Source organism: Candidatus Edwardsbacteria bacterium (assembly GCA_031082425.1).
GTDB lineage: Bacteria > Edwardsbacteria > AC1 > AC1 > EtOH8 > UBA2226.
The window spans coordinates 46,777-69,994 of record JAVHLB010000001.1 but is presented as its reverse complement, the minus strand read 5'-3'; the positions used below and the strand labels follow the sequence as shown (position 1 = coordinate 69,994).

The 23,218-nt window shown below is 55.7% G+C and carries 20 protein-coding genes and 1 tRNA gene; 17 read left to right on the top strand and 4 right to left on the bottom strand.

From position 1 onward, the window contains the following. The first annotated feature begins 588 nt into the window (after nt 1-588). The 6 genes from RDU76_00330 to RDU76_00305 all read left to right on the top strand — a co-directional run bounded on the left by RDU76_00330 (nt 589) and on the right by RDU76_00305 (nt 5,729). On the top strand, nt 589-1,218 hold the full coding sequence (locus tag RDU76_00330; protein MDQ7797373.1) for a chemotaxis protein CheC: 630 nt from the start codon (nt 589-591) through the stop codon (nt 1,216-1,218). A 115-nt stretch (nt 1,219-1,333) separates the two neighbouring features. After that, a complete protein-coding gene (locus tag RDU76_00325) occupies nt 1,334-2,653 on the top strand; it encodes a folylpolyglutamate synthase/dihydrofolate synthase family protein (GenBank protein ID MDQ7797372.1) in 1,320 nt (439 codons plus the stop codon). A gap of 235 nt (nt 2,654-2,888) precedes the next feature. After that, nucleotides 2,889-3,434 carry an HDIG domain-containing protein gene (locus tag RDU76_00320; protein ID MDQ7797371.1) on the top strand — a complete coding sequence of 182 codons (546 nt, stop codon included), beginning with the start codon at nt 2,889-2,891 and terminating at the stop codon, nt 3,432-3,434. Nucleotides 3,435-3,552: 118 nt separating this feature from the next. Continuing rightward, a complete protein-coding gene (locus RDU76_00315) occupies nt 3,553-4,071 on the top strand; it encodes a gamma carbonic anhydrase family protein (GenBank protein MDQ7797370.1) in 519 nt (172 codons plus the stop codon). A 478-nt stretch (nt 4,072-4,549) separates the two neighbouring features. Further along, entirely contained in the window at nt 4,550-5,431 is an 882-nt protein-coding gene (gene ftsX / locus RDU76_00310; protein ID MDQ7797369.1) for a permease-like cell division protein FtsX, read from the top strand. 219 nt (nt 5,432-5,650) lie between these two features. Beyond that, nucleotides 5,651-5,729: transfer RNA gene (locus RDU76_00305), tRNA-Val, on the top strand. 60 nt (nt 5,730-5,789) lie between these two features. Here RDU76_00305 and RDU76_00300 read toward each other — a convergent pair. Then, nucleotides 5,790-7,229 (bottom strand): T9SS type A sorting domain-containing protein, encoded by a 1,440-nt coding sequence (locus RDU76_00300; protein MDQ7797368.1) that lies wholly within the window; start codon nt 7,227-7,229, stop codon nt 5,790-5,792. 369 nt (nt 7,230-7,598) lie between these two features. On the opposite strand from RDU76_00300, the gene RDU76_00295 reads away from it, so the two are divergent. The 11 genes from RDU76_00295 to RDU76_00245 all read left to right on the top strand — a co-directional run bounded on the left by RDU76_00295 (nt 7,599) and on the right by RDU76_00245 (nt 17,831). Then, nucleotides 7,599-12,335: a sigma 54-interacting transcriptional regulator gene (locus RDU76_00295; protein MDQ7797367.1), complete on the top strand. Its 4,737-nt coding sequence runs from the start codon at nt 7,599-7,601 to the stop codon at nt 12,333-12,335. 263 nt (nt 12,336-12,598) lie between these two features. Beyond that, nucleotides 12,599-12,742, top strand: coding sequence for a hypothetical protein (locus tag RDU76_00290; protein ID MDQ7797366.1), 144 nt, complete (start codon nt 12,599-12,601; stop codon nt 12,740-12,742). 81 nt (nt 12,743-12,823) lie between these two features. Further along, on the top strand, nt 12,824-13,012 hold the full coding sequence (locus tag RDU76_00285) for a hypothetical protein (protein MDQ7797365.1): 189 nt from the start codon (nt 12,824-12,826) through the stop codon (nt 13,010-13,012). After that, on the top strand, nt 12,996-13,625 hold the full coding sequence (locus tag RDU76_00280) for a response regulator (protein ID MDQ7797364.1): 630 nt from the start codon (nt 12,996-12,998) through the stop codon (nt 13,623-13,625). The genes RDU76_00285 and RDU76_00280 overlap by 17 nt, the downstream gene beginning before the upstream one ends. Continuing rightward, nucleotides 13,625-13,882 carry a hypothetical protein gene (locus RDU76_00275; GenBank protein MDQ7797363.1) on the top strand — a complete coding sequence of 86 codons (258 nt, stop codon included), beginning with the start codon at nt 13,625-13,627 and terminating at the stop codon, nt 13,880-13,882. The genes RDU76_00280 and RDU76_00275 overlap by 1 nt, the downstream gene beginning before the upstream one ends. Nucleotides 13,883-14,479: 597 nt before the next feature. Continuing rightward, the gene (locus tag RDU76_00270) at nt 14,480-14,749 is read left to right on the top strand and encodes a hypothetical protein (GenBank protein MDQ7797362.1); all 270 of its coding nucleotides are present in this window, start codon (nt 14,480-14,482) and stop codon (nt 14,747-14,749) included. Between the two features lie 109 nt (nt 14,750-14,858). Further along, complete coding sequence (locus tag RDU76_00265) at nt 14,859-16,190, top strand: SPASM domain-containing protein (protein MDQ7797361.1); 1,332 nt, start codon at nt 14,859-14,861, stop codon at nt 16,188-16,190. Nucleotides 16,191-16,216: 26 nt separating this feature from the next. Next, nucleotides 16,217-16,354, top strand: coding sequence for a hypothetical protein (locus tag RDU76_00260; protein ID MDQ7797360.1), 138 nt, complete (start codon nt 16,217-16,219; stop codon nt 16,352-16,354). Between the two features lie 318 nt (nt 16,355-16,672). Next, nucleotides 16,673-16,999, top strand: coding sequence for a hypothetical protein (locus tag RDU76_00255; protein ID MDQ7797359.1), 327 nt, complete (start codon nt 16,673-16,675; stop codon nt 16,997-16,999). 126 nt (nt 17,000-17,125) lie between these two features. After that, nucleotides 17,126-17,338 (top strand): hypothetical protein, encoded by a 213-nt coding sequence (locus tag RDU76_00250; protein ID MDQ7797358.1) that lies wholly within the window; start codon nt 17,126-17,128, stop codon nt 17,336-17,338. A gap of 358 nt (nt 17,339-17,696) precedes the next feature. Further along, nucleotides 17,697-17,831 carry a hypothetical protein gene (locus RDU76_00245; GenBank protein MDQ7797357.1) on the top strand — a complete coding sequence of 45 codons (135 nt, stop codon included), beginning with the start codon at nt 17,697-17,699 and terminating at the stop codon, nt 17,829-17,831. Between the two features lie 1,341 nt (nt 17,832-19,172). Here the strand turns inward: RDU76_00245 and RDU76_00240 are convergent. From RDU76_00240 to RDU76_00230, 3 genes are all read right to left on the bottom strand, one after another. Then, nucleotides 19,173-21,500: a T9SS type A sorting domain-containing protein gene (locus RDU76_00240; protein ID MDQ7797356.1), complete on the bottom strand. Its 2,328-nt coding sequence runs from the start codon at nt 21,498-21,500 to the stop codon at nt 19,173-19,175. Between the two features lie 16 nt (nt 21,501-21,516). Then, nucleotides 21,517-22,155, bottom strand: coding sequence for a TetR/AcrR family transcriptional regulator (locus RDU76_00235; GenBank protein MDQ7797355.1), 639 nt, complete (start codon nt 22,153-22,155; stop codon nt 21,517-21,519). A 332-nt stretch (nt 22,156-22,487) separates the two neighbouring features. Next, nucleotides 22,488-23,150 (bottom strand): TetR family transcriptional regulator, encoded by a 663-nt coding sequence (locus RDU76_00230; GenBank protein MDQ7797354.1) that lies wholly within the window; start codon nt 23,148-23,150, stop codon nt 22,488-22,490. Nucleotides 23,151-23,218 lie beyond the last annotated feature (68 nt).

The window sequence follows — 23,218 nt, the reverse complement described above, 5'->3', positions numbered from 1 at the left end:
CTGCGACTCTGCGGTGGGCCAGTTCAAAGCTTAAAGCTGAAAGCACCCCTTAAGTAGACAGTATACAGGGGTCAGTATTTGGTAACCTGGAGAAGTACGCAGTTTTAAAGTTTATAAAGTAGAAAAGTCTTTGTGTTTTTTGTGCCTTATGTGGCAAAACCAGTTTAATGTTCAAAGCTTGTCACACTGAGAAGGCATTCGTGCCCTGCTGGCTGAATGTGTGAAGGGGAATTCGGGAAACATAATATTGTCGCCCGTTCAACTTGGCAAGAGCAAAGAATTCTCAGGGTGACAACCACCGCTCTGCGTTTCGTGGCTAAAAGACACCTGTGATTGCTTCGCTTGTGAATCTTCGGTGCCAGGCTCGCAATGACACATCGGTTTAAAGGTCAAAGGCTGAAGTTTAAAGAATAAAAGCCTCTTTGAGGGCTTGGTGCCCTCTGTGGTTAAAAAGGCCCTGCCAAATAAACCGCTCCGGAAAGGGGCGGCCTTTTTTGTTGATTATTTCTCTTTTATCCGGCCCTTTTTTATGTTACTATTTCACCGGAAAGACGAAGCATTTAATTTTGAGATCACCAGCCCATAAAAATGAACTCCGCCCATAACATATTGACCCCGGTCCAGCAGGACGCCCTCAAGGAGATCTTCAACATCGGCTCCGGCAACGCTGCCACCACCCTGTCCGAGGCCATTCATCAGCCAGTGCTGGTATCGGTGCCCCAGATCAAGGTCAGCACCGTGGAGGAGGCCCTGTCCTCGCTGGTCAAGCCCGACCTGCCGGTGGTCTGCCTGGTCAACATCTTCGTGGGCGACCTCTCCGGCTGCACCCTGTGGCTGATGCCGGGCGATAGCGCTTTGGCCTTCGCCCAGGAGTGCTGGCACAAGATGCCCCGGGCCAAGAACGAGGCCGAGTTCCATTTCGGGCACATCCATCTGGAGATCTCCTCGGTGCTGACCGAGTCCTACCTGAACACCCTGGGCGACATGCTGGAGCTGACCGCCATCCCCTCGCCCCCCCTGATGCTGTCCGGGCCCATGCAGAAGGTGATGGCCAAGATCCTGGGAGAGTACGCCCGTTTCGGCGAGATCCTGGCCTACGTCCAGAACCGGTTCCGGTTTCCCGGCGAGACCGGGACGGCCAGCGGCTATTTCATGATGCTGCCGGATGCCGCCTCCCTCAAGCGGATCATGACCGCCATGAAGCTGGATGGGTCCTAGGCCCCGGGATGGGGCCAGGTACCTTTTATCTTGCAGGGAACCGGGTTAATATCGTAAAATCGTTTGTCAAAGAAACCCCATCCGCTTAAGCTCCAATGATAATCAAGAGAGATCGATGACCTATCAGCAAGCCGTAGAATATCTGATGTCCTTTGTGGACCGGGAAAAAATTCCGGGCCAGAAATACCATGAGGAGCAGTATGACCTGCAGGGCTTCCGGCAGTTTTTGACCGAGCTGGGCAGCCCCCAGAATTCCTTCAAATCCATCCTGGTGGCCGGGACCAAGGGCAAGGGCTCCACCGCGGCCATGATAGAATCGGTGCTGCGCCAGCAGAGGCTGAAGACCGGGCTGTACACCTCGCCCCACCTGATCAGCTTCTGCGAACGGATAAAAAGAGACGGCAAGAATATTCTGGAGCGGGATTTCGCCCAGCGTCTGGAATGGCTTAAGCCCTTTCTGGAGAAGTCCCGGGCCGAAGGCCGGCCGCGCACGGTGTTCGAGATCCTGACCGCCATGGCCTTTTTGTATTTCCAGGAGGTGGGGGTGGAATGGGCGGTATTGGAGGTGGGGGTGGGCGGCCGGCTGGACTGCACCAATGTGGTCAATCCCCGGGCGGCGGTGATCACCAACCTCAGCCTGGACCACACCGAGATCCTGGGGGAAACCATCGCCCAGATCGCCGCCGAGAAGGCCGGCATCATCCGGCAGGACGCCCTGGTCATCACCTCTCCCCAGCCGGCCGAGGCCATGAAGGTGATCCTGAAGAAATGCCAGGATTCGCTGGCCCGGCTGTTCCAGGTGGGCCGGGATGTGGGCTTCCGGATAACCGACCAGACGCCGTACAGCGTGACCATCGACCTGGCCGGGACCTTCGGCTCCATGACCAACCTGGAGGTGGGCCTGCCGGGCGATTTTCAGGCCGAGAACGCCGCCGCGGCCTTCGCCGCGCTGCGCAGCCTGCAATACCGAAACCTGATCCTGAGCGACAACGTCATCCGGGACGGGCTCCGCTCGGTCAACTGGCCGGGCCGGATGCAGCAGGTATCGCAGGAGCCGGCGGTCATCATCGACGGGGCGCACAACGGCCACTCCGCCAAGCGCCTGATGGACGCCCTGGAGAAGACCTATCCCGGTGCCGGGAGGGTGGCGGTGCTGGGCATCTCTGCCAACAAGGACATAGCCGGGATAGTGGACAGCCTGGCGCCGGGCTGCCGGGCGGTGGTGATCACCAAGGCCCGGCACTCCCGGGCGGCCTCTCCCGAGATCATCAGGGAACAAGCGGCCCGGCACGGGGTGGCGGCCATAGTCACCGAGAACCTGGGCGAAGCCCTGGAGAAGGCCAAACAGCTGGTGGCCGTCAGTGATCTGATAGTCATCACCGGGTCGCTGTTTTTGGCCGGAGAGGCCCTGGAGATGTTCGGGGAGAAGGCGTAGGGGACGATAGAACGCAGATCAGACGGATTTAGACGGATTGGCGCAGATATGGATTACATCCTTTGTTTCTACCGGGAACCTATGCAGAACTGACCACGGAATCACGGAAATTTTAGAAACACGGAATGATATCCATCAGATACCCATTTCTTTGGTGGTTCCCTTCCGATAATTCAGTGTTTCCGTGGTAAAAGGTACGTTTAGCCCCTAAATGAAATAATCACTGGAGGAGTTAATGGACAGACAACAGGCCAGGGAACTTTTGGAGCAGACCATACCCAACAAGAACCTGCAGAAACACATGCTGGCGGCCGAGGCCTGCATGAAAAATCTGGCGGCCCATTTCGGCGAGGATCAGGATAAATGGGCCCTGGCCGGTTTGCTGCACGACCTGGATTACGATCAAACGGCCAATGATTTTCCCAATCACGGATTGGTCACCGCCCAGATGCTGGAGGGCCAGGACATCTCCGAGGACATCATCCATGCCATCAAGGCCCATCCCGGGCACGTCGAGGCAAAGTCAAAAATGGACTTCGCCCTGTATGCGGTGGACCCGCTGACCGGTCTGATCGTGGCCGCGGCCCTGATGCACCCTTCCAAGAAGCTGGCCAACCTGGACGTGCCGTTCATCATGAAACGCTACAAGGAGAAGCGGTTTGCGGCCGGGGCCAACCGGGAGCAGATCCAGACCTGCGACCGGCTGGGGTTGAGTTTGGAGGATTTTGTGGGGAAATGTTTGAAGGCCATGCAGGGGATATCCGACGATCTGGGGCTGTAGATCAGTTAGTAGATATTAGTTGATAGTTGTTAGCAGAGCGAAGGGTTCATCGTCCGGACCGCATCCCGCCTCTAAATGATTTAAAGAGGGAGATTAAACCAAAAATCAAGGGCAAGAAATGATCAAATCTTACAAAGAGAAAACACCCCAAATAGACCAGTCGGCCTTTGTGGCCGAGACCGCGGTGATCATCGGCGACGTGGAGATCGGCCGGAACGCCAGCATCTGGTACGGGGTGGCCATCCGGGCCGACATCAACCATGTCCGGATCGGCCAGGAGACCAACATCCAGGAGAACAGCGTCATCCATGTCGATCTGAACGACCGGGGGCTGGGCGACTGCGCCGCCATCATCGGCGACCGGGTCACCGTGGGGCACGGGGCCATATTACATGCCTGCAAGATCGGCGACGACTGCCTGATCGGCATGGGGGCCATCGTCCTCTCCGGGGCCAGCGTCGGGGCCGGGTCGGTCATTGCGGCCGGGGCCCTGGTCAAGGAGGGCCAGCAGATCCCGCCCCGCTCCATGGTGATGGGCATGCCGGCCGAGGTCAAGCGTCAGCTGCCGGAGGAGGCCATCGAGAAGATCCGCTCCAGCGCCCGGCACTACGTGGAACTGGCCGAGGATTATAAATAGATTATTGAACACTTGGCCAAATAATTTCCCCCGCTTTCTCTTTGAAGAGAAAGCTCCAAAGAGAACTGCCGCTACACCGCTGTCTGGAGGTTTATAATATCCAGCTGCCTAAATGTCTTGACCACGAAATAAGGCACCCGCAGGCAAAACATTCTTAACGGCAGCTTTTGCTGGGCAACAGCGCTGATGCGACCCAGGTTGCCGGTTCTCCGCCTTCGGCAATTTTGCTTAAGCAGAAACGGGCGTAAAAAATTCATTGCAGTGTTTTTCTCCTCGCCCTGGTCAAGGAATTTAGTCCGTGGGTATCATTCCTGCCGGAAATTGCCGGGCGGTAAAGACTTCTTTGGTTACTTTCTTGGTCACAAGAAAGTAACAGGGTTAGGAATCATTAAAGATTTATTTACGGGTGTTTTGTGTCTGCGCATGCAAGCGTGGGAAGATTTCTCTGCGTATAGGATAATGTTAAGGAGGCTCTATCGTGCGGCTGAATTATTACTGGCGGGAGGCCCTGGCCGGCCTGAAACGGGCCAAGCTGATGACCTTTTTGTCGGTATCCAGCATCACCTCAGCCCTGTTCATCCTGGGATCGTTCCTGCTGGTGACCCTGAATTTCCAGAGGGCCATCGACCAGGTGAAAGGCAAGTTCGAGATCCAGGCATTTTTAAGGGACAATGTGGCCAACAGCCAGGCCCTGGTGATAGGCAGCCGCATCCGGGACATCCCCGGGATACAGGAGACGGAATACATCTCCAAGCAGGAGGCCCTAAAGCAGTTCCGGCAGGAGCTGGCCGACAAGGCCGACCTGCTGAATGCCATCGAGACCAACCCCCTGCCCCAGTCTTTCAAGGTCAAGCTCAAGGCGGAGCACCGCAATCCCGAATCCATCACCCAGATCGCCGAAAAGATCAAACAATTAAGCGGGGTGGAGGAGGTGGAATACGGCAAGGCCTGGCTGGGCCGGCTGTACCGGATGGTGCGCCTGCTGATCGTGATAGACTTCTCCCTGATGGTGATCGTCAGCCTGGCGGCGGTGATGGTGGTCTTCAACACCATCCAGCTGACATTGTATGCCAGGCGGCAGGCCATAGAGATCATGAAGCTGGTGGGGGCCGACGGGGCCCACATCCGCCGGCCGTTCCTCCTGGAGGGGATGCTGCAGGGGCTGGCCGGCAGCCTGACCGGTCTGGCCCTGCTGTACCTGGCCTACCGGCTGCTGTCCTCATACTTTGATATGTTCGGATTCTTCACCGGCCAGCAGCTGCTGGGCCTGCTGGCCTTCGGGGTCTGCCTGGGCGGGCTGGGTAGTTTGATAGCCGTTCAAAAGTTCCTGTTCCGGACCGTCCAGCCGGGAAACAGCTGAGAAATTTGCTCTTTACTTTTGGGAAAGATGATTGTATAATTAACCCTGGCTTGGGGGAGACTGTCCATGTTTGTCCGTCTATAGATGCCAGCTTGATAATGGCGGGAAACACGCGGAAATAAATATTTTACTTTTCGTGTTTTAAGCGGGAGCGAAAAACACGGGGCGTCCTTCGGAAGCAATTAAAGCTATAGACCTCAGGATTGGGTAAATAAATAGGGGCGATTAGCTCAGTTTTGGTTAGAGCGCATGCTTGACATGCATGAGGTCACAGGTTCAAGTCCTGTATCGCCCACCAAGTAAAAAAGCCAGACAGCGATGTCTGGCTTTTTTACTTGACAATTTTACGGCAGCAATTTTATTTCACCACTACCAACTTCTTGGTGGCTTGATAATGCCCTGACGTCAAAAGGTAGAAATACACACCCGCCGGTATTTTTGAATCATGCCATTCTACCTGATGATAACCTGGTTGTTGGAGTCCCATGTTAAATGTTTTTACCAATTGCCCGGCTACGTTATAGATTTTCAAGCTGACTGGCCCGCTGGCTGGTAGTTGATAACTAATGACTGTATGTTGGCTGAAAGGATTAGGTATATTTTGCCCTAATTGTAATTTGTTATCGGCCATTTGGCAGTTAGGCTTCCCTGCTACTCCGGCTGCTGTATTATACTTTATGGTCAGACAAGAACTTGTGCCATTGTATGAAGCGCCGGTAACATAAAGATTGCCCGACCCGTCTATCGCACAGTCACTGGGTGAATCATTACTATCGGCCGGGCTGTTGTACCGGCAGGTCCACAAAGTATCGCCATTGGCATTGTATTTAATGGTGAGATAATCAAAATTAGCGCCATTATAGGAATGATAAGGGACATATAAATTGCCAGAGTCATCAGCCACACAGTCGTTGGCGTAATCAAGCCAATAGACTGGACCATAACTGCTGGTCCAAAGCGTGTCCCCGGCGGTATTATACTTGATGATGTTCAGGAAAGCATAACTAGTATCAACGATGGAAGAAGCTGTCACATATAGGTTCCCTGAGCCATCAACCGCACAACTGTGTACGGAACCACTACCTTCATAACGCTTTGTCCAGATGGTGTCGCCGGTCACAGCGTTATATTTTATTGCAAGGCAACTCCCACTAGAAGTTCCGGCCACATATAAATTGCCGAAGCCGTCAACATCACAACTGTTATTAAACCCATTCGCGCTAAAACGGCGGGTCCAAATTGTGTCTCCGGTAGCAGTGTTGTATTTTATAGTTAAATAATCGGGTGAAGAAAAACCAGTGACGTAAAGGTTTCCAGAATCATCAACGGCACAGCTATAAGCTATATCGCTCCCATTGGCATATACTGTGCCCTTATATCTTCGAGACCAGATAGTGTCTCCAGTGGTAGTGTTGTATTTGATTGTCAAGTAATCTTCGTCTTGAGTCTCATTATAATAATAACCCGTGACATAAAGATATCCCGAATTGTCCACGGCACAGTCTTTGGCGCCATCGTCATCATCCGCCGAGCCGATATAACTGCGTACCCAAATTGTATCGCCGGTGACAGCATTATATTTTATAATTAAAAAATCACTATTTGAACCATTTGAAGAGCTTCCCGCCACATAAAGGTTCCCCGCAGCATCAACGGCACAGGACGTTGCTGCTGCGCCGGAAAAGGCTGGACCATTATATGTGCGAACCCAGACCGTATAGGGCGCTTGGGCATAAAGAATGCCGGGCAGTAATAATACTGAAACCGACAGAACAACCCAAAACAATGTATTTCTCATCGTTATCCCTTCTCTTTTTATATGGTCGTAACTATACATAAAATGCGCACATAAAATCAAGATAAAAATGCTTTATTCCCCGAAGGCGGGAATAAGACAGTTCGGAACTCTTCCACAACCGCCCACCATAATGAACATAATTAGAACCCGGCAGCACGGCTGCCGGGTTTTTCATTAAAAAGCCGGTTTTTCTTGTTGCGCAAAAGACTATTTTCATGTAATATTATCGGGCCGTATTTTGCCGGAAGAAAGGCCCCGGCAGACCGATGTTTCTTCTGGGTGGACCGGGCCCATGGGAAATTCAGGCGGTCTGCGGCCTAGCAATGTCTGGTGTTTTCAATTGACAGAATGATCACGGGAAGGAACGATATGGAGAACGACGGATTCCCCCGGCGCTATAAGATGATCCGGTCCCTGGGGCAGGGCGGCTTCGGCCGGGTATTCTTGGCCAGGGACCTGGCGGCCGGCAGGGATGTGGCATTGAAGATGGCCTCCGGGCCATTTTGTCATTTGTTGAGGAACGAGTACATTCGGCTGCACCGGTTCCGGCATCCCGGGCTTCCGGAGGTTTACGACTTTTCGCTTTCCCCCCAAGGGGAAAGCGGGTATCTGTCCCTGGAATACTGCCCCGGGGAGTCCCTTTCCGAGATGCTGGCCCCGGGGGCCATGCCCCCGGCCGACGCCCTGCCGGTTCTGGAAAAGCTTTGCCGGATCCTGTCGTACCTTCATCAGCGGGGTCTGGTCCATGGTGATATAAAACCCGATAACGTCATGGTCTCCGGCCTTTCGGTCAAATTGCTGGATCTGGGACAGGCCGGAACCGCCGGGGCCGGCCCGGGCTGCGGCACGCCGGCCTATGCCCCGCCCGAATCGCTGTCGGGACAGGGCGCCATTATCCGGGCGTCAGACGTCTACAGTATGGGCCTGCTGCTGTTCCAGATGCTGACCGGGGAACTTCCCCGCTCGGAGGTCAGGCTCAACCGGAACGAGCCTCTGGCGGTCCAAATAAAAGAACGCTTTTCGGGGCCGGTGGCTGACCTGCTGATAAAAATGCTTCGTTACGATCCCATCGAGCGGTACGATTCTGCCGGATCTCTGCTGGAGGCGGGCTGCCAGGCCGGGATATTTTCCCCGGATCAGGAACTGGTGAGGTTCGCTTACGCATCGCCCCCGGGGGCTTTGCGGGAAGCCTTGGGCCATGATGACCCGGCCAAACCATCCCTGGTGAAGCTGGCCGGCGGGCAGGGAAGCGGCCGGACCGGCCTGTTGAAAGAGATCGATTTTATCAGCCGACTCAGGGGCCGGGACAGCTATTACCTGGACCTGAAAAGCCTCCCGAAAAACGATGTCCCGGATTTCGATTTCGCCGAAGGCGCCCTGCTTCTGATCGACCATATAAAGCCTTTCGATCCCCGGCTGGAAAAGCTGTCCGGGAAGGGGCGCTGGAGCATAATCTGCGCCGGAGAGGGTCCCGCCGACCCTTCGGTCCCATCCACGGCGCGAGTGATTCCAATCGGGCCGGCCACGGAAGATCTCTATCGCCGCATCTTAAAAGGCTGTTTTGATGATATCAGCCCCTATGACCTGGGCCTGCTGGCCTGCCGGATCTGCGAGGAAACCGGCGATGATGTCGGGCGGGCCGAGGAGCTGATCCAATTTTACCTGCGGAGCGGGTGGATCTCAAAAAAGGAGAAGATCCGGCAGGTCAAATGGCCGGAGATCCTGGCCAATCGGGAACTTCCGGAAAGTTGTGCCGGGAGGCTGTCCGATTGGTGGCAGGGCCTGTCGGCCGGCGAGAAAACCCTGGCTGGGGCCGCAGCCCTGGGCCAGCTTCCTGCCGGGCAGCCCCTGCCGGACCGGTTAAGAAACAGGATCGTAAAACGGGGCGACAGTTATGCCATAAACGACCAACAATGTTTAAGGCTGGTGATGGCCGGCTGGGGGCAGGAGCAGCGCCGGGAACTGATGGGACAGATCGAGCGCCAGCCGGACCCCATCGGCGACTTTTTCTGCCGGGAGGCATACCGAACCTGGCTGCCGGATGGCGAACAGCGGATCCGCCTGACCACCCGACTGTATATCAAGACCCGGCAGCGGGGCGACATCCATCGCACCCTGTTGTTGGCCCGGGAGCTTTGGGCAACGGAAACAACCGATGGGGCCTTTTACCGGGAACTGGCAGAGCAGATCACCGACCTGTGCTGCCGGATGGGCCGCTGGAGAGAGGCCCTGGAGTCTTGGCAAAAACTGGAAAATTCCCGGGGCCGGGACTGGAAATACTGGAAGCGGCTGTTCTATATCATTTCCAACGGCAAGTTTTATCAGGAGGCGGAGAACAAGATAAAGCTTCTGGCCGGGATGATCGGTGAGCTGGATCCGGAATTGGCCCTTTTGGGCCAGAGTTATCAGGGATATCTCCGGGGGATCAGGGACGGCTCCCATGATCCGGACCGGATCCTGCGGGAATGCCTGAGCAGAGGAAAGGAACTGGGCAGCCCCAGGGCCATGATGGCTGCCGCCGAGCTGCTGGGCATATATCATTATCAGAAAAGCCGCTGGGACCTGGCCATAGAACCCCTGGAGACGGCAATGCAGCTATGGAACCAGGATACCGCTGGTTATGAAAAATCACGGATCCTGGCTTTTTACGGGAACACCCTGGGGATACTGGGTTCGCCGGAGAAGGCCCGGGACAGACTGGAAGAGGCCATCTCCCATGCCGACTCAGCGATCCCGGATCAGTCCCTGGGAAAGATACACTACAGCTTGGGGTCGGTATATTTTAACCTCCGGGATTGGGACCGGGCCGAGGAGGCATATCGGCAGAGCATGTACCACCTGATGGGCGTCGGCAGCCAGCAGTATTTGACAGAAGCCCTGACCGGCCTGGCAAACATCGCCATGAACAAGGGCGGCTATGCGGCGGCCCACCGGTACCTTCTGGCGCTTTTGGCCGGAGCCGGCAAAGAGGACCGGGAGCGAGGCCTGACAGCCAGTCTGTCCAACCTGAGCATCGTCGAAAGCCTGTTGGGCCAAAAGGAGCTGGCGGCAATCCATATCGCCAAAGCGCTGGAGATCAGCCGACGACCGGACAGCGTTTGCGGTCCGGCGGCAGTGCTGAAGGTCAGGGCCGGCCTGGAGCTGGAACAGGGCAAGTGGCCCCGGGCCATTGCCTCCTATCAAGAGGCAATGGAGAATTATCACCAGCTGGGCATTGCTCCGGATCCCGAGATATTGGCCGACCTGGCCTTTGCCGAGCACCGGAACGGCAATACCAGCCTGGCCCGGGAATACCTGTCCCGGGCGAAAGAAAATCCCCAGAATAACGGCATATTAACCGGTCAGATAAAAATCGTGGAGGGTATCCTGCAAATGGTCGATGATAACACCGCAAAACAGGGTTTGAAAACAGCCATCGAGGCCGGACGGGAGCTTATGGAGAAAGGGGACAGATTCACTGCCGCCAACTGTTGGCTGCGGGCGGCCGAGGAAGCGGTCGAACGGGGCCGCCCGGAGTTGCTGGAAAAAGTCCTGCCCTGGCTGGTCCGGGCCGAATCTCTATTTATCGAAATGGGAACCCCCGATCACTTGGGCAGGGCCCGGGAGATGATGCTTCGGGCGAACCGCATCTGCTTCGACCGGCCGGACCGGGAAACATTTTCACCAAACCTGCTGAACGGCATCTATCGGCTGGCCGGCCTGCTGGCCACCGAAGTGGGCCAGCGGGATCTGGCTGGCGAATCGCTCAAGCTGGCGCTGGAGATGACCGGCGCGGAACGGGGGGCCCTTTTCCTGCTGGACCAAGACCTGCAAATAACCATGGCCGCTCAGGTGGACCTGGATGACCAGACCAGAAAGGACGCCCTGGAATTTTCGGCCACCGCCGTCCGGGCCGCCGCCGGCCAGGGCCGGCTGATCATATCCAATGACGCCTCTTTGGATGAGGCCTTCCGCTCGCGGCTCAGCGTGCAGCGAAATATCATCCGATCGCTGTTGTGCGTCCCCCTGCATTTTCGGGAAGGGGCGGCCGGGGCCGTCTATCTGGACTCCCGGGTCACCAGCGGCCTGTTCGGGGACCGGCAGAGGGAGTTCCTGCTGGCCCTGGCCGGCATCATCGGGGCGGTCCTGGAAAGCGGCCAGCTGATCAGCCGGCTCCGTTTCGACCAAGGGGCGGGCGGATCCCAAGAGAACGACATCTCCAACTTGATCATCGGCCAATCTCCCCCGGTCAGGCAGATGATCCAGCGGATCAAGACCGTGGCCCAGGCGGACATCACCGTCATGCTGGACGGCGAGTCAGGATCCGGCAAGGAAATGGCGGCTTTGGCGGTCCATAGATTATCGTCCCGGTGGAAGCGCAAGTTCCTGGCCCTGGATTGCGGCTCGCTTCCGGAGACCCTTTTGGAATCAGAGCTGTTTGGTTATGTTAGGGGTGCCTTCACCGGCGCCGGCAAAGACAAGCCCGGACTGTTCGAATCGGCCGATGGCGGAACGTTGTTCTTGGACGAGATCGCCAGCGCCAGCCAGGCGGTTCAGTCCCGCCTGCTGAGGGTGCTGGAGAGTGGGGAGATCAGAAGGGTGGGTGAGTCCGAGAACCGGGCGGTGGATGTCCGGGTGATCTGTGCCACCAATAAAGATCTGGAGATAGAGATCAATGAAGGCCGTTTTAGGGAGGACCTGTACTATCGGCTTAAGGTGATGACCATTCCCATTCCCCCGTTACGGGAAAGGAGCGGAGACATACTGCTTTTGGCCGAATATTTCAAAGAAAAGTATTGCCGCAAATTTGGCAAGATCGGACTCCGTTTTGATTCCGAGGCTAAGCAGCAGATGATCGGCCATGCCTGGCCGGGCAACGTCCGAGAATTGGAGAATACCGTTCAAAGGGCGGTGCTGCTGACGAATAAAAAGGCCATCACCCCCAGGGAACTGGAGATATCCCCGGGTTTGAGCGAAGTCCAGAATAAATATCAGAGCGATCGTCGCCCGGATATACTCGAGGCCGTTAAAAATTTTAATGGAAATATTTCTCAAGCGGCCAAAGCATTAGGGGTATCCCGCCGTCATCTGTACCGGCTGATGGAAAAACACAATATTAAAGTGTGACATTGTGTAAAAAGTGAGACCCGGGGACACATATTTTGTTACTTAAGTAAAATGAACAAGTTATAATATATTATAGTCGTTTAAGTAAAGCGACTGAGACATAATGTCTCAGTCGCTTTTTGTTTTTTCCCCCCATTTGGACCACCGTGAAATGTTAATAGTTGTAAAATCAACGAGTTATAATAAATATATATTTTTGGCACGATTAATGAAACGATAAAATACAGAGGCTCAAACAATCAATCAATAAAATCGGAGACAAAATGAAAAAACTGATTTCCTCTTTACTGCTGGCAGTTCTGCTGGCTTCCCTGGCTGGAACCACTATCGGCTTTGCCGATGACGATCCGCCCCCCATCACTAACGTGGTTTACCCTGTGCCTCCTCCTCCTCCGGACGAATTTTAACCAAAGGTGAAAGGCCGATCAATTTACTGCCGGTCCGGTGGGATTGCCGGCCCGGCAGTGAATAAAGCATCAGGAATAAATATGTACGATAAAATCCACATATACCATTTTCTGCTTAACAACGGCAGGGAATATTATGGAAAGGTGCTGGCCCACGACCGGGACAAGATCGTGATCAGCGCCCTGAGGCTGGCCGAGCAGCCGCGCCGGGTGATCCTGTACCAGAACTCAATGGTGATGGCCGAAAGGATGGATGGACGGGGCTTTTAAGACCGGCTCAAACCCGGCCCAGGTCGGATCATCAGGACCAGGCGATCAGGAGGCGGATAAAACCATTCTGCTGGTGGAGGACGAGAAAGCCATGCGGGAGATGGCGGCTTTTCTTCTCCAGAACAAGGGTTATGCCGTTCTGACCGCCGACAGCTTCAGTCGGGCCGAACAGCTTTTTAGAGAGAACCGGCAAGCGGTCCGGCTGTTGCTCACCGACCTGGTCCTGCCGGACGGCAGCGGCATCGAATTGCACCGGAAATTGATCGGGATCAAGCCGGAGTTGGCGACCCTGATAGTTTCCGGCCGCCAGCCCGGTCCGGGAGAGATCCCCCGGGAAGCCCAATTCATGAAGAAGCCGTTCTCCCTGGCGGAGCTGCACCAAAGATTGACCCAGGCCCTGGAACGACCCGATGGTTTCGGCAAAAAGCCGCCGCCGGTCTGCGGGCTGGCCCATCGGTTCCCGGCCGGCCAGACCGATATGTTTGCCCGGGGATTTGAATTTGCCTGCTGTGATTCCCGGGATTGCCCCTACAAGCAGGTGCACCGGCGCCGCAATTACTGCTTCTATCCACGGGCCGGCGGCGACGAGAACTTAAACGAGGAGGTTAACTGATGTTCTTTTCCGAGCAGACCCTGAAAAAGGCCTGGGCCAGGGCCGAAGGGAAGTGTGAATCGACCAGGGTGGTTGATGGGCGCAAAGTGCCCTGCAGCCGCGGCCTGCACTGGGACAAGCACGGCATGCTGCATGAACCGGAGGGCTGGCTTGCCCGCCATCGGGTGCAATTGGCCAACGGTATCATCGACATCGCCGCCAACTGTGAGGTTGTTTGCCGGGAGTGCCACCGGCAGGCAACATTGGAGGCCGGCTGAAACCGGAAGACCTGTTACTTTCCTGTAGGCCAGAAAAGTAACAAAAGCCTGTCCTGAGCAGGACCCATGCAAAGCAAACGAAGGAAGCCTTTCCCGCCAAAGCAAAAGTGCCGCAGGCGGGGAATTGGGGATGGCCCTGTCGCATCAGCTCTGCTGCTGGTCAAAGGCGGGCGTTAAGGATTTGGCAGTGTCCGAGCGCAGCGAGTTTGTCAAATTCAGGCCTTCGGTCTGGGGCATCCGGGCAGAGGTGCAGAGACAAGCTTTCTTTGCCGCTTTCTCTTCAAAGAGAACGTGGGGAACGGACGGCTTTAGATACCAATTCTTACTTTCTCTTGTAACCAAGAGAAAGTAACAAAGAGAAGTTCCGGGGGCGTTCCAGCTAATGCTGATCAATTTGAATATGTAATGCCAGTATCTTTTATTTTACTGGTGTCAGTTTGTCCGATGTCCTCAGCCGCGGAGCGCCCCCCCGTCCCGGCCGATCATTTTGGCGGGCAAAATGATCGGCTTGGGTTTGGTAAGGCAAAATTGCCGAAGGCGGGGAACGGGGGGACGGCCCATACCTCTGAGGCGAATATAATCATAGGAGACAGGGAGATGTATACCACCGGGATAAGCGAAAGGGAAAAAATGTTGGGCTACGCCCTGTGCCCCGTTCCGAATCCCGCCGGTAAACTGCCGGGGGAGCCGGAGCAGGTCCTGGCGGTGGCCTATAAACTGGACGAAGAGAACCTGATCGTCAAAAAGCTGTACCCCATGGGGGGGTGCCGGTATTGGCATTTGAAAAAGGCCAGCGATGACTGGAGAGCGGTGAGCAATGTGGAGCCCGATCCGGGAAAGGCCATCGAGCGGGCCAGGTTGGGCTGAGGCGCCCTTTGGCCACCGCCAATAATGTGAAAGGGAAATATCGCAGGGGCGGGCTTAAAATCGTACCCAGGTCCAAAAACCTAAACCGCAAATTCCAACGGGAGGTAGAATGGCGGATAGTTATAAGGTCTCGCGATTCAACATCTGGCATAAGGGTACGGGCAGGACCTTCCTCTACAATACATTCACCACCGGCCTGATGGCCTTGAATGAGGCCGGTTGCGAAAAGGTCCGAACCGCCTTGAGCCAGCCGGAAAAAATAGGTGCTCTGGACCATTCGGAAATTGAGGTTCTGCTGAAAAACGGCTTCATCGTGTCTTCCGAACTGGAAGAGCTGGACATGGTGAAGTTCCGCTACCGCCGCGGGGTGTTCAGCGAAAAGAACTTCAGCCTGATCCTGGTGCCCACCACCAAGTGCAACTTCATATGCAGCTATTGTTTTGAGCAGAACAAACGGCACGAGGAGATGAGCCCCGGCGACCAGGAGCAGATATTGACGTTTCTGGAAGAAGAGCTGAAGAGCATCCGGCCTGAAAGCTTCATGGTGGGCTGGTACGGCGGCGAGCCGCTGTTTTGCCCCCAGGTGATAGAGAGCATGTCGGGACGGATCGGCCGGATATGCGCCTCTTTGGGAATAAAGCGCCAGGCCGATTGGATCGTGACCAACGGCTATTTTCTCGATCAGGATATGGCGCAGCTTCTGAGGCGCTGCAATATCGACGACGTTCAGATAAGCCTGGACGGCAACCGGGAGTACCACGACAAAAGCCGGATACTGTGTGATGGCAGCGGCACTTTCGACCGCCTGCTGGATTCCATCGGGACCGCCCAGCGCCACTTCGCCAAGGTCAACGTGCGGATAAACACCAACCGGCAGAACCTGGAGGGCGTTCGGCGGATGGTGACGGACCTTGAGATATTCAAGGCGGACAACGTCAGGTGGACCATCGGCAATCTGAAGCACTACCTGGGCGGGCAGATCGGCAAGGACCAGGATGACGGGTATTTCAAGGGCCCGGAGCTCCAGGGGGTCCAGAGGGAGATGGGCCGCTACAAGCCGGTTCGGCCCGGGGCCGCCAGTCCCGGCCCCAGGGAGCAATTCTTCCATACCAAGATGAACAACTGCGGCGGGGATAGCTTCAAATGTTTCTTCATAGGGCCGGGGGCCATGGTTTATAAATGCGCCGAGCACATGGAGCCGGAGGATGCGGCGGGCGTCATCGAGAACGGAAAGTTTGTCCCCCATCCCAGGTATTACGACTGGGTTATGGACGAGCCCTTCGACAGCCCAGCCTGCCTTAAATGCAGCTATCTGCCGATGTGCATGGGCGGCTGCCCGGCCATACGCAAAAGGGTCGGCGTTCCCAACGACGAGACCTGCGGGTACTGGAGACAATGGCTCAAGTACAAGTTTGAGGATCTGGACGCCTGTCCAGAATGATATCCCAAAACGAGAGGAGGTGACCATTGATGGAGATACTGCACAAGGGAATGACCGGGTACGACAATCCTTTCACCTCGCAGGGCGAGAACGCCAAGACCGGCCCGGGCTGCTGTCCGGTGGATCTGGTCAGCGCGCCGATACCAATGACCTGTTGTTCGTAGGCAAAAAATAACCCGGGGGGCGGCGGGGGCTGGAACATGGGGAATGCCTTCCGCCGTCCCAACAGCGCGGTGCTTTGATCGAAGAGAAAATGCCGGTGCGAAGATGCTGGCCAAATAAAGGACGGTTTGTCGCAGGGGCGGGCTTGTAGCCTGCCCCCGACTGCAATGCCCGCCCATCCTGTCATTCCCGACCTGATCGGGAATCCGGGGCACCCGGCCTTGTTTTCTCTTGTGACGCCTCTCCCCGATGCGGGGAGGTAAGGGTGAAGTCGGAAGGTTTAGGGACACTCCAACTAATATTGACAGAAAAGGAAGGCGATGATAGACGCTAAAAAACTGCTTAGGGAGATAGAAAAGGAGATGACCCTGGAGGCCAAGAGCGTATTCCTTAGGTACGGCCGGGACGCCGCCCGGGACGGCCGGGAATTCTTGTCCGCCATAGGAACGGACCTAAAGCAATGGGCCGCAAAACTGGATTCCGGGGCTTTGAGCCGGGAGGGCTATATTGCCCTGGTGAACGGCGCCAAGGAGCTGGCCGGGATGCCGGCCCTTAATCGGAGGGGCATCGGGCGGGTGATGTTAAAAGAGTTCCGGGACAGGATGGCGGAGATGATAATAAACAGGACGATGGGGATGCTGGGGTGAATGGTGAACGGTGAATTGTGAAAAGTGAAGCAGGGGTCGGAACTGGGAAACTTTAAACTGTAAATTAGGGTAAGAATGCTTCTAACGGGTTGGCAGAAGAAAGTCAATATTAAAAGTAGTGGGGAAATGAAATACGCAGGCTTGACCGATGATCCGATCAAGAGGAAACAGGCCCACGGGAACCCGGTGGATTGGCGGGTGGAGAAAATGTTCATCTCGGAGGAGGAGGCCCGGAAATGGGAGAAGGGGATCCAGGTTTTGGGGTACCAGGCCGGGACCGGGGGATCGGGCTGGAGGTATGGTTATACCTATACCATAACCGAGGGGACGAAGCAGTGAGGGGCGGGCATAAGGCCGGGGCGTAGGGCGGCGTTAACCACAAAGACACCAAGGCACAAATGGTATATTTCAATTGGCACGGCCCTTCGCGGGGCATTTTACCACCAATAAGAATGAAGCACCATGACATTAAATGGTCGAAATAGATTGCACCGGATCGGCATTATCTTTACCCTTGCGTCATTGGCGGGGTATCTCTTTTATTTCATTGCCAAAGGCCCGCGGGATAGGTCCTCTATAGCCCTGGCGGCGTGTTTAATTGCCAGCGGTATTTTTACGGTCCTTACCACGAAAGAGCCGTGGAGAAAAAAGCGCGGCCCTGGTCCAGCCGGCGGCCTTGAAGGAATTGAATGTGGGGATGGCGAAGTTCGTTAAGATCGCCAGGGTGGCGTTGAGGAGCAAGCTGGAGTATCTGGAGAAGATAGGGGTGCCGGCCGGGAGCTACACGCCGCCAGCCCGGAACAGGCCTCGGTTTATAACCTGGCTATTCTAAGAAGGCGCCACGGGATCAAAAAAGGGCAACCGGTTGCGCCGGAAGGCCAGGAAAGCAAGTAGGCTAGGGTTACTGATATGATCCGGGACGCAAACTCCGTTGTGCACCCCGAAAACACTGTTGACAGACTGCCCCGCCGGGGGTACGCCCCACTTCGTATGTCAAGCAAGGCGCCATTTATCAGTGCACTGCCTCGGTCCCCCTCCGCTGCGGAGGGGGTAGTCAGAATTCCTCTCCAATGTGGAGAGGAATTTCAGTTTTCCCCCCCATGCGGGGAGAGGGCGGGGAGCCAAGCTCCGCAATGAATTTTATACGTCCGTTTCTGCCTAAGCAAAATTGCCGCAGGCGGGGTACCGGGGAAGCCCTGTCGCATCAGCTCTGCTGCTGAACCAAGAAGGCCGTTAAGAATTTGGCAGTGTCTGAAGCGCAGCGAGTTTGTCAAATTTAGGCCGCCGGTCTGCGGCCTCCGGGCAGAGATGCAGCGACGTGTTCTCTTTGCCACTTTCTCTTCAAAGAGAAAGTGGGGAAAGGGTGGTTTTGGTACCGGGCCTTACTTTCTCTTGTGACCAAGAGAAAGTAACAAAGAGAAGTCTTGCCCGCCCGGCAATTTCCGGCAGGAATGATATCCCCGGACTAAATTCCTTGACTGGGGCGGGGAGCCAGGCTCCGCAATGAATTTTATACGTCCGTTTCTGCCAAAGCAAAATTGCCGCAGGCGGGGACCCCAAGTCGCATCAGCTCTGCTGCTGAACTCAAGGAGGCCGTAAAGAATTTGGCAGTGTTCGAGCGCAGCGAGTTTGTCAAATTCAGGCCTTCGGCCTGGGGCATCCGGGCAGAGGTGCAGCGACAGGTTCTCTTTGCAACTTTCTCTTCAAAGAGAAAGTGGGGAAAGGGCAGCTTTGGTACCAGATCTTACTTTCTCTTGTAACCAAGAGAAAGTAACAAAGAGAAGTTCCGGGGGCGTTCCAGCTAATGCTGATCAATTTGAATATGTAATGCCAGTATCTTTTATTTTACTGGTGTCAGTTTGTCCGATGTCCTCAGCCGCGGAGCGCCCCCCGCCCCGGCCGATCATTTTGGCGGGCAAAATAATCGGCTTGGGTTTGGTAAGGCAAAATTGCCGAAGGCGGGGAACGGGGGACGGTCCCATACCTTTGAGGCGAATATAACCCATAGGTGACAGGGAGATGTATGCTACCGAGATAAGCGAAAGGGAAATTTATTGGCTATGACATGATCATTGTGCCGGGGGAAAGGCTTGTTGATTCTCAAACCAGACAGCAGGCCCGCTTTTAAAAAAGCCAGACCATGCGGTCTGGCTTTTTTCATATTCCATTTGCCCTATTTCAGCAGCAGCACCTTTTGGGTGGCTGCACCGGCCGGCGTGGTGCCCCGAATAAAATAAACCCCCGAGGCGCACCTTAAGCCCCCGGCCATCCGGCCGTCCCAATATTCCCGGTGCGGGCCCTGGGCCATCGGCTGGTGCAGGATGGTGGCAATTTTACGCCCGGCGATATCGTAAACCGAAAGATCGGCCGGACCGGAGGAAGGCAGATTGAGATCGATCTGACAGTAACCGGCCATGGGGTTGGGTTTTACCTTCAGCAGCAGCCGGGCGGTCAAAACAATTCCCCCGGGCACTGATCCCACTCCCAGCGCCGGGTTCTTCAAATAGGCGGCCAGCAGGGAGTCGCTGGACGGGCTGATGCCGGCCCCGCCGGTGTAATAAAAGCTGTGCCCGCTGCCGTAATGGCAGTAAGCCCCGGCGATAGCGCTGCTGACCGAGCCCAGATGGGCTATCGAGGTGGCATTGGCGGTGAGGCCAGACAGCCGGCCGCATCCCGAAACAGCTATTCCCAAAGTATCGCCAGAGGCAACGCTGCTGAATCCAAACGGCTCATTATAATTGGATATGATTGATATCCCGGCTCCGGTATAAAAGGCAAAGGTGGTGGCGCCTAGCCAGCCGCTAATCGGGGCCAGTGCCGTGCCGGCACAAAGATCGTAAGGGGTCTCTGCCATGATCAGCGCCCGCCCGCCGTTTTCAATGAAACTTCTTACTTTGGCGCTGTCGGCGGGCCCTGCCCCGCTTTCAATTATCAAAGCCTGATAGTTGCTTCCAATAGATGAGGGAAAACTTCCCAAGCTGTCTGTTTCGCTCCAAACCGACCTGACCAGAGCCAGCATCTTTTGGCTGGCCCCGATGCAGGCGGCCTGTCCCTGGCCGATGATCTCGATCTCGATCATCCCTTCGATGGTCAAGGTATCAATCCCGTCGGAGGTGGTTATCGAGATACCGTATTTGCCGGGAGAGGCATCCGGCGAAGCGGTTATCGCCAGCCGGCAGCTGTCTGGAGATGAAAGAGAGGTCCGGTCAAGAACCAGTGAGATCGAACCCTGGAAAGGCGCAGCCTCAAGGGCGGCCGAGATCTCTACGGCAGAGGTCTTTCCAAACCGCAGCGGCAGTTCCAGCAGGACACTGGTGCTGTCGCCCGGAAGCAGGCTGCAAAAGCCCGGGACCGCTGACACCCTTAAATGCGAGATGTTCCGGAACCAGGAACTTTCGTAATATCCTCCGGTGACCATATCGGGGGTGCCGTCGCCGTTCAGGTCATAGGGCAGGATGGGCCAGGGCCCGGGATAGCTCCAGCGGTATTCCGTCCAGGCCGGGGGCGCACCCCCCTCATTGGTCCAGACGCTGACCAGATCATTGACCTGGTTGGTACCGATGATGTCGATGTCGCCGTCGCCGTCCATGTCGGCGGCGTGGGCCACCATGCCACCTGGATATTCCGGGGCCACCGCCTGTTTGACCCAGTCAATGGGCGACCCCACGGTGTTGCGCCACCAGACAATGGAACCGGAGTATCCGGCCCCCACCAGGTCTGCCCGCCCGTCCAGGTCCAGGTCTACCCAGTTCAGGCGATGGGCGGTGTCAAAGGTATTATCGATCACGTACTTGGTCCAGGCGGCCGGAGAATCGCCTTCGTTCCTCCACCAGGCCACCTGGTCGATCAGCAGGGCCGCCCCGGCCAGGTCCAGGTCGCCGTCCCCGTCGAAGTCGGCGGCCACCACCGAGCGGGCCCCGCCGAAGGCGGAATCCACCACTTGTTTGGTCCAGACCGGAGGCTGGCTGCCGTCGTTGTACCATACCGCGATCTGTTTGACCCCGGCCGCGGCGGCGAAGATGTCAAAATCACCATCCCCGTCAATATCGGCGGCATGGATCTCGTGGGCATTGGTGAAATTGGAATCGATGGCATATCTGGTCCAATTGATGGGAACATTGCCGTCGTTGCCCCACCAGGCCAGATCGTTGGAGACCCAGCCGCAGGCCGCCACATCGATCAAACTATCCCCGTCAAGGTCCGCCGCCTCCACCCCCATGGGATGGTAGATGGAATCGACCGCCAGACAGCTCCAGGAAGAGACCGCGCTGTCGCTGCCCAGGCTGTAACGGATCCCTTTGTAATCAGCGCTGCTGGGCGGGTTGCCCCAGGAAGCGGCCACCAGATCAGGGATCCCGTCCCGGTTGAGGTCGGCCACCGCGATGGCCGCCGCGTGGTTGACGTTGGTGTCAACGGTCGTGACCTTGAAGGCCGGCTGGCCGGCGGCCGGCTTCCAAAATGATACTGTGGTCAGAATAATGATCAATGCTGACTGTTTCATCTTTGCCTCCTTTGAATTAAATTTTAGATTCATCCGGGGCCAGGGCCTTCAGCAGCAGTTTCAGGTAATCATAATAGAATTTTTCGCCAAAGCGCTCGACCGGCAGCAGGGCGGGAAACAGGGTCTGTTTGGCTATGGCCCGCAGGGTAAAGACCAGGTAGACGAAATACAGCTTGACGTTGATGTCGGGCGAAATGGTTCCGTCGCTCTTACCCAGGGCCAGGGCCCCCTCCAGCTGTTCATGGCCCAGGTCGTTGGCCTGTCGGAAACGGGACATCAGGGCGGGGGATATTTTGGCATGGTCCAGCTTCTCGGTGTCCAAGATCACCTGCAGCAGAAGCTGGTCCGGATGGGCCTGATAGTGGCGGAAGTAGGCCCGGCCGAAGGCGTCAACCTTGGCCAGACCGGTCTGGGCCGGGGCCATGGCCTTCTCCAACACCACCAGGCGTTTCTGCAGGCCCTCCAGATGGAGGGTCATCATCAATTCCTCCTTGGTGGGGAAGTAGGCATAGACCGTCCGCCTGGTAAAGCCGGCCTGGTCGGCGATGTCCCGGAAGGTGATATTACGGTAGCCGCGTGATAGGAAAAGCAGCTGGGCGGCGGCCAGTATCTTTTGCTCCTTGTCCCGGCGGAGCTGCTCTCTTTTTTGACCCATAGGCCTCCTTAAATTAGTATACACCGTGTATATTATATATAAAAGTCCCGATTTGTCAAGTGAAAAATATATTTTTATTGACAGGGCTGGTTCTTTGGTGCTAAAACGAAACGGACAGGATAAAAAAAAAGAGCCCATTGATCCGTTCCCCAGTCATGGGAAAATATAATTTCAGGGCAGGTCAGCCGGACCAAAGCACCCTTGCAGGTCGGATAGCTCAATTTTAGTTAGAGCGTATATTTGATGTGCATGAGGCCACCGGTTCGGGTCATAAGCCGCCCACCAAGTAAAAATCCAGACAGTGATGTCTAGCTTTTTACATTAAAACCCGTTCACTTTTTCTTCATTCCCTGGGCACTTAAAATAAAAGCCCGGGCCACTATCTCAGCATACCGCTGGTAAAAAGCATCATCAAAGATACGATCCACGTCCTTGACCCCTTTTTGTTTGGTATAAGCCTGCTCGGCGGTGGGGTAAAAGTTAAGGCTGTAACGGTATTGAAAATGATTGCGTATGATGGCGTACATGAATTCCGAAAAAACGTGAACCATAGCCGGATCATTTGGGGCCAAACCCAGTATCTGGTATAAATGCGGATTCATATGCGAATGCTTTTTGATCAGCCAGGTCCTCAGCCGGTGAACTTCGGCCATATTGACCGGAAAAACTGAAAAGGTTACCAGGGCTATTTCCGGGAATTCCCGGAAGAACCCGATGATACCCCTAGCCACGGCCAGGGCTTTTTGTTCCGGATCCGTGGCAGCGTCAGTTTCCCGCTTGATATGGCCATAATAGCTGGCGAAGCCGGACGTTATTATCTCCTTTAACAGCTCCTGCTTGCCTCCGAAGTAATAGCTGATCATCGGTAGTTTCACACCAGCGACTTCAGCTATCTCACGGACTCCTACTGCATGATACCCCTTTTGAGCGAAAAGCACCGCTCCGGTCTTGAATATGCGTTCCCTGGCCAGGGCCCCTTTGGGTGTTTTTGACATACGTATTCCGTTAAGCGATTGATGGTTGGTTGATTGATAATATGACCGATTATAGCACAGAGATGAGG

Excerpts from the sequence above, each read along its gene's own strand:
- RDU76_00330 (MDQ7797373.1), top strand. The coding sequence starts at position 589 with ATGAACTCCGCCCATAACATATTGACCCCGGTCCAGCAGGACGCCCTC.
- RDU76_00325 (MDQ7797372.1), top strand. The coding sequence starts at position 1,334 with ATGACCTATCAGCAAGCCGTAGAATATCTGATGTCCTTTGTGGACCGG.
- RDU76_00320 (MDQ7797371.1), top strand. The coding sequence starts at position 2,889 with ATGGACAGACAACAGGCCAGGGAACTTTTGGAGCAGACCATACCCAAC.
- RDU76_00315 (MDQ7797370.1), top strand. The coding sequence starts at position 3,553 with ATGATCAAATCTTACAAAGAGAAAACACCCCAAATAGACCAGTCGGCC.
- RDU76_00300 (MDQ7797368.1), bottom strand. The coding sequence starts at position 7,229 with ATGAGAAATACATTGTTTTGGGTTGTTCTGTCGGTTTCAGTATTATTA.
- RDU76_00295 (MDQ7797367.1), top strand. The coding sequence starts at position 7,599 with ATGGAGAACGACGGATTCCCCCGGCGCTATAAGATGATCCGGTCCCTG.
- RDU76_00290 (MDQ7797366.1), top strand. The coding sequence starts at position 12,599 with ATGAAAAAACTGATTTCCTCTTTACTGCTGGCAGTTCTGCTGGCTTCC.
- RDU76_00285 (MDQ7797365.1), top strand. The coding sequence starts at position 12,824 with ATGTACGATAAAATCCACATATACCATTTTCTGCTTAACAACGGCAGG.
- RDU76_00280 (MDQ7797364.1), top strand. The coding sequence starts at position 12,996 with ATGGACGGGGCTTTTAAGACCGGCTCAAACCCGGCCCAGGTCGGATCA.
- RDU76_00275 (MDQ7797363.1), top strand. The coding sequence starts at position 13,625 with ATGTTCTTTTCCGAGCAGACCCTGAAAAAGGCCTGGGCCAGGGCCGAA.
- RDU76_00270 (MDQ7797362.1), top strand. The coding sequence starts at position 14,480 with ATGTATACCACCGGGATAAGCGAAAGGGAAAAAATGTTGGGCTACGCC.
- RDU76_00265 (MDQ7797361.1), top strand. The coding sequence starts at position 14,859 with ATGGCGGATAGTTATAAGGTCTCGCGATTCAACATCTGGCATAAGGGT.
- RDU76_00255 (MDQ7797359.1), top strand. The coding sequence starts at position 16,673 with ATGATAGACGCTAAAAAACTGCTTAGGGAGATAGAAAAGGAGATGACC.
- RDU76_00250 (MDQ7797358.1), top strand. The coding sequence starts at position 17,126 with ATGAAATACGCAGGCTTGACCGATGATCCGATCAAGAGGAAACAGGCC.
- RDU76_00245 (MDQ7797357.1), top strand. The coding sequence starts at position 17,697 with ATGGCGAAGTTCGTTAAGATCGCCAGGGTGGCGTTGAGGAGCAAGCTG.
- RDU76_00240 (MDQ7797356.1), bottom strand. The coding sequence starts at position 21,500 with ATGAAACAGTCAGCATTGATCATTATTCTGACCACAGTATCATTTTGG.
- RDU76_00235 (MDQ7797355.1), bottom strand. The coding sequence starts at position 22,155 with ATGGGTCAAAAAAGAGAGCAGCTCCGCCGGGACAAGGAGCAAAAGATA.
- RDU76_00230 (MDQ7797354.1), bottom strand. The coding sequence starts at position 23,150 with ATGTCAAAAACACCCAAAGGGGCCCTGGCCAGGGAACGCATATTCAAG.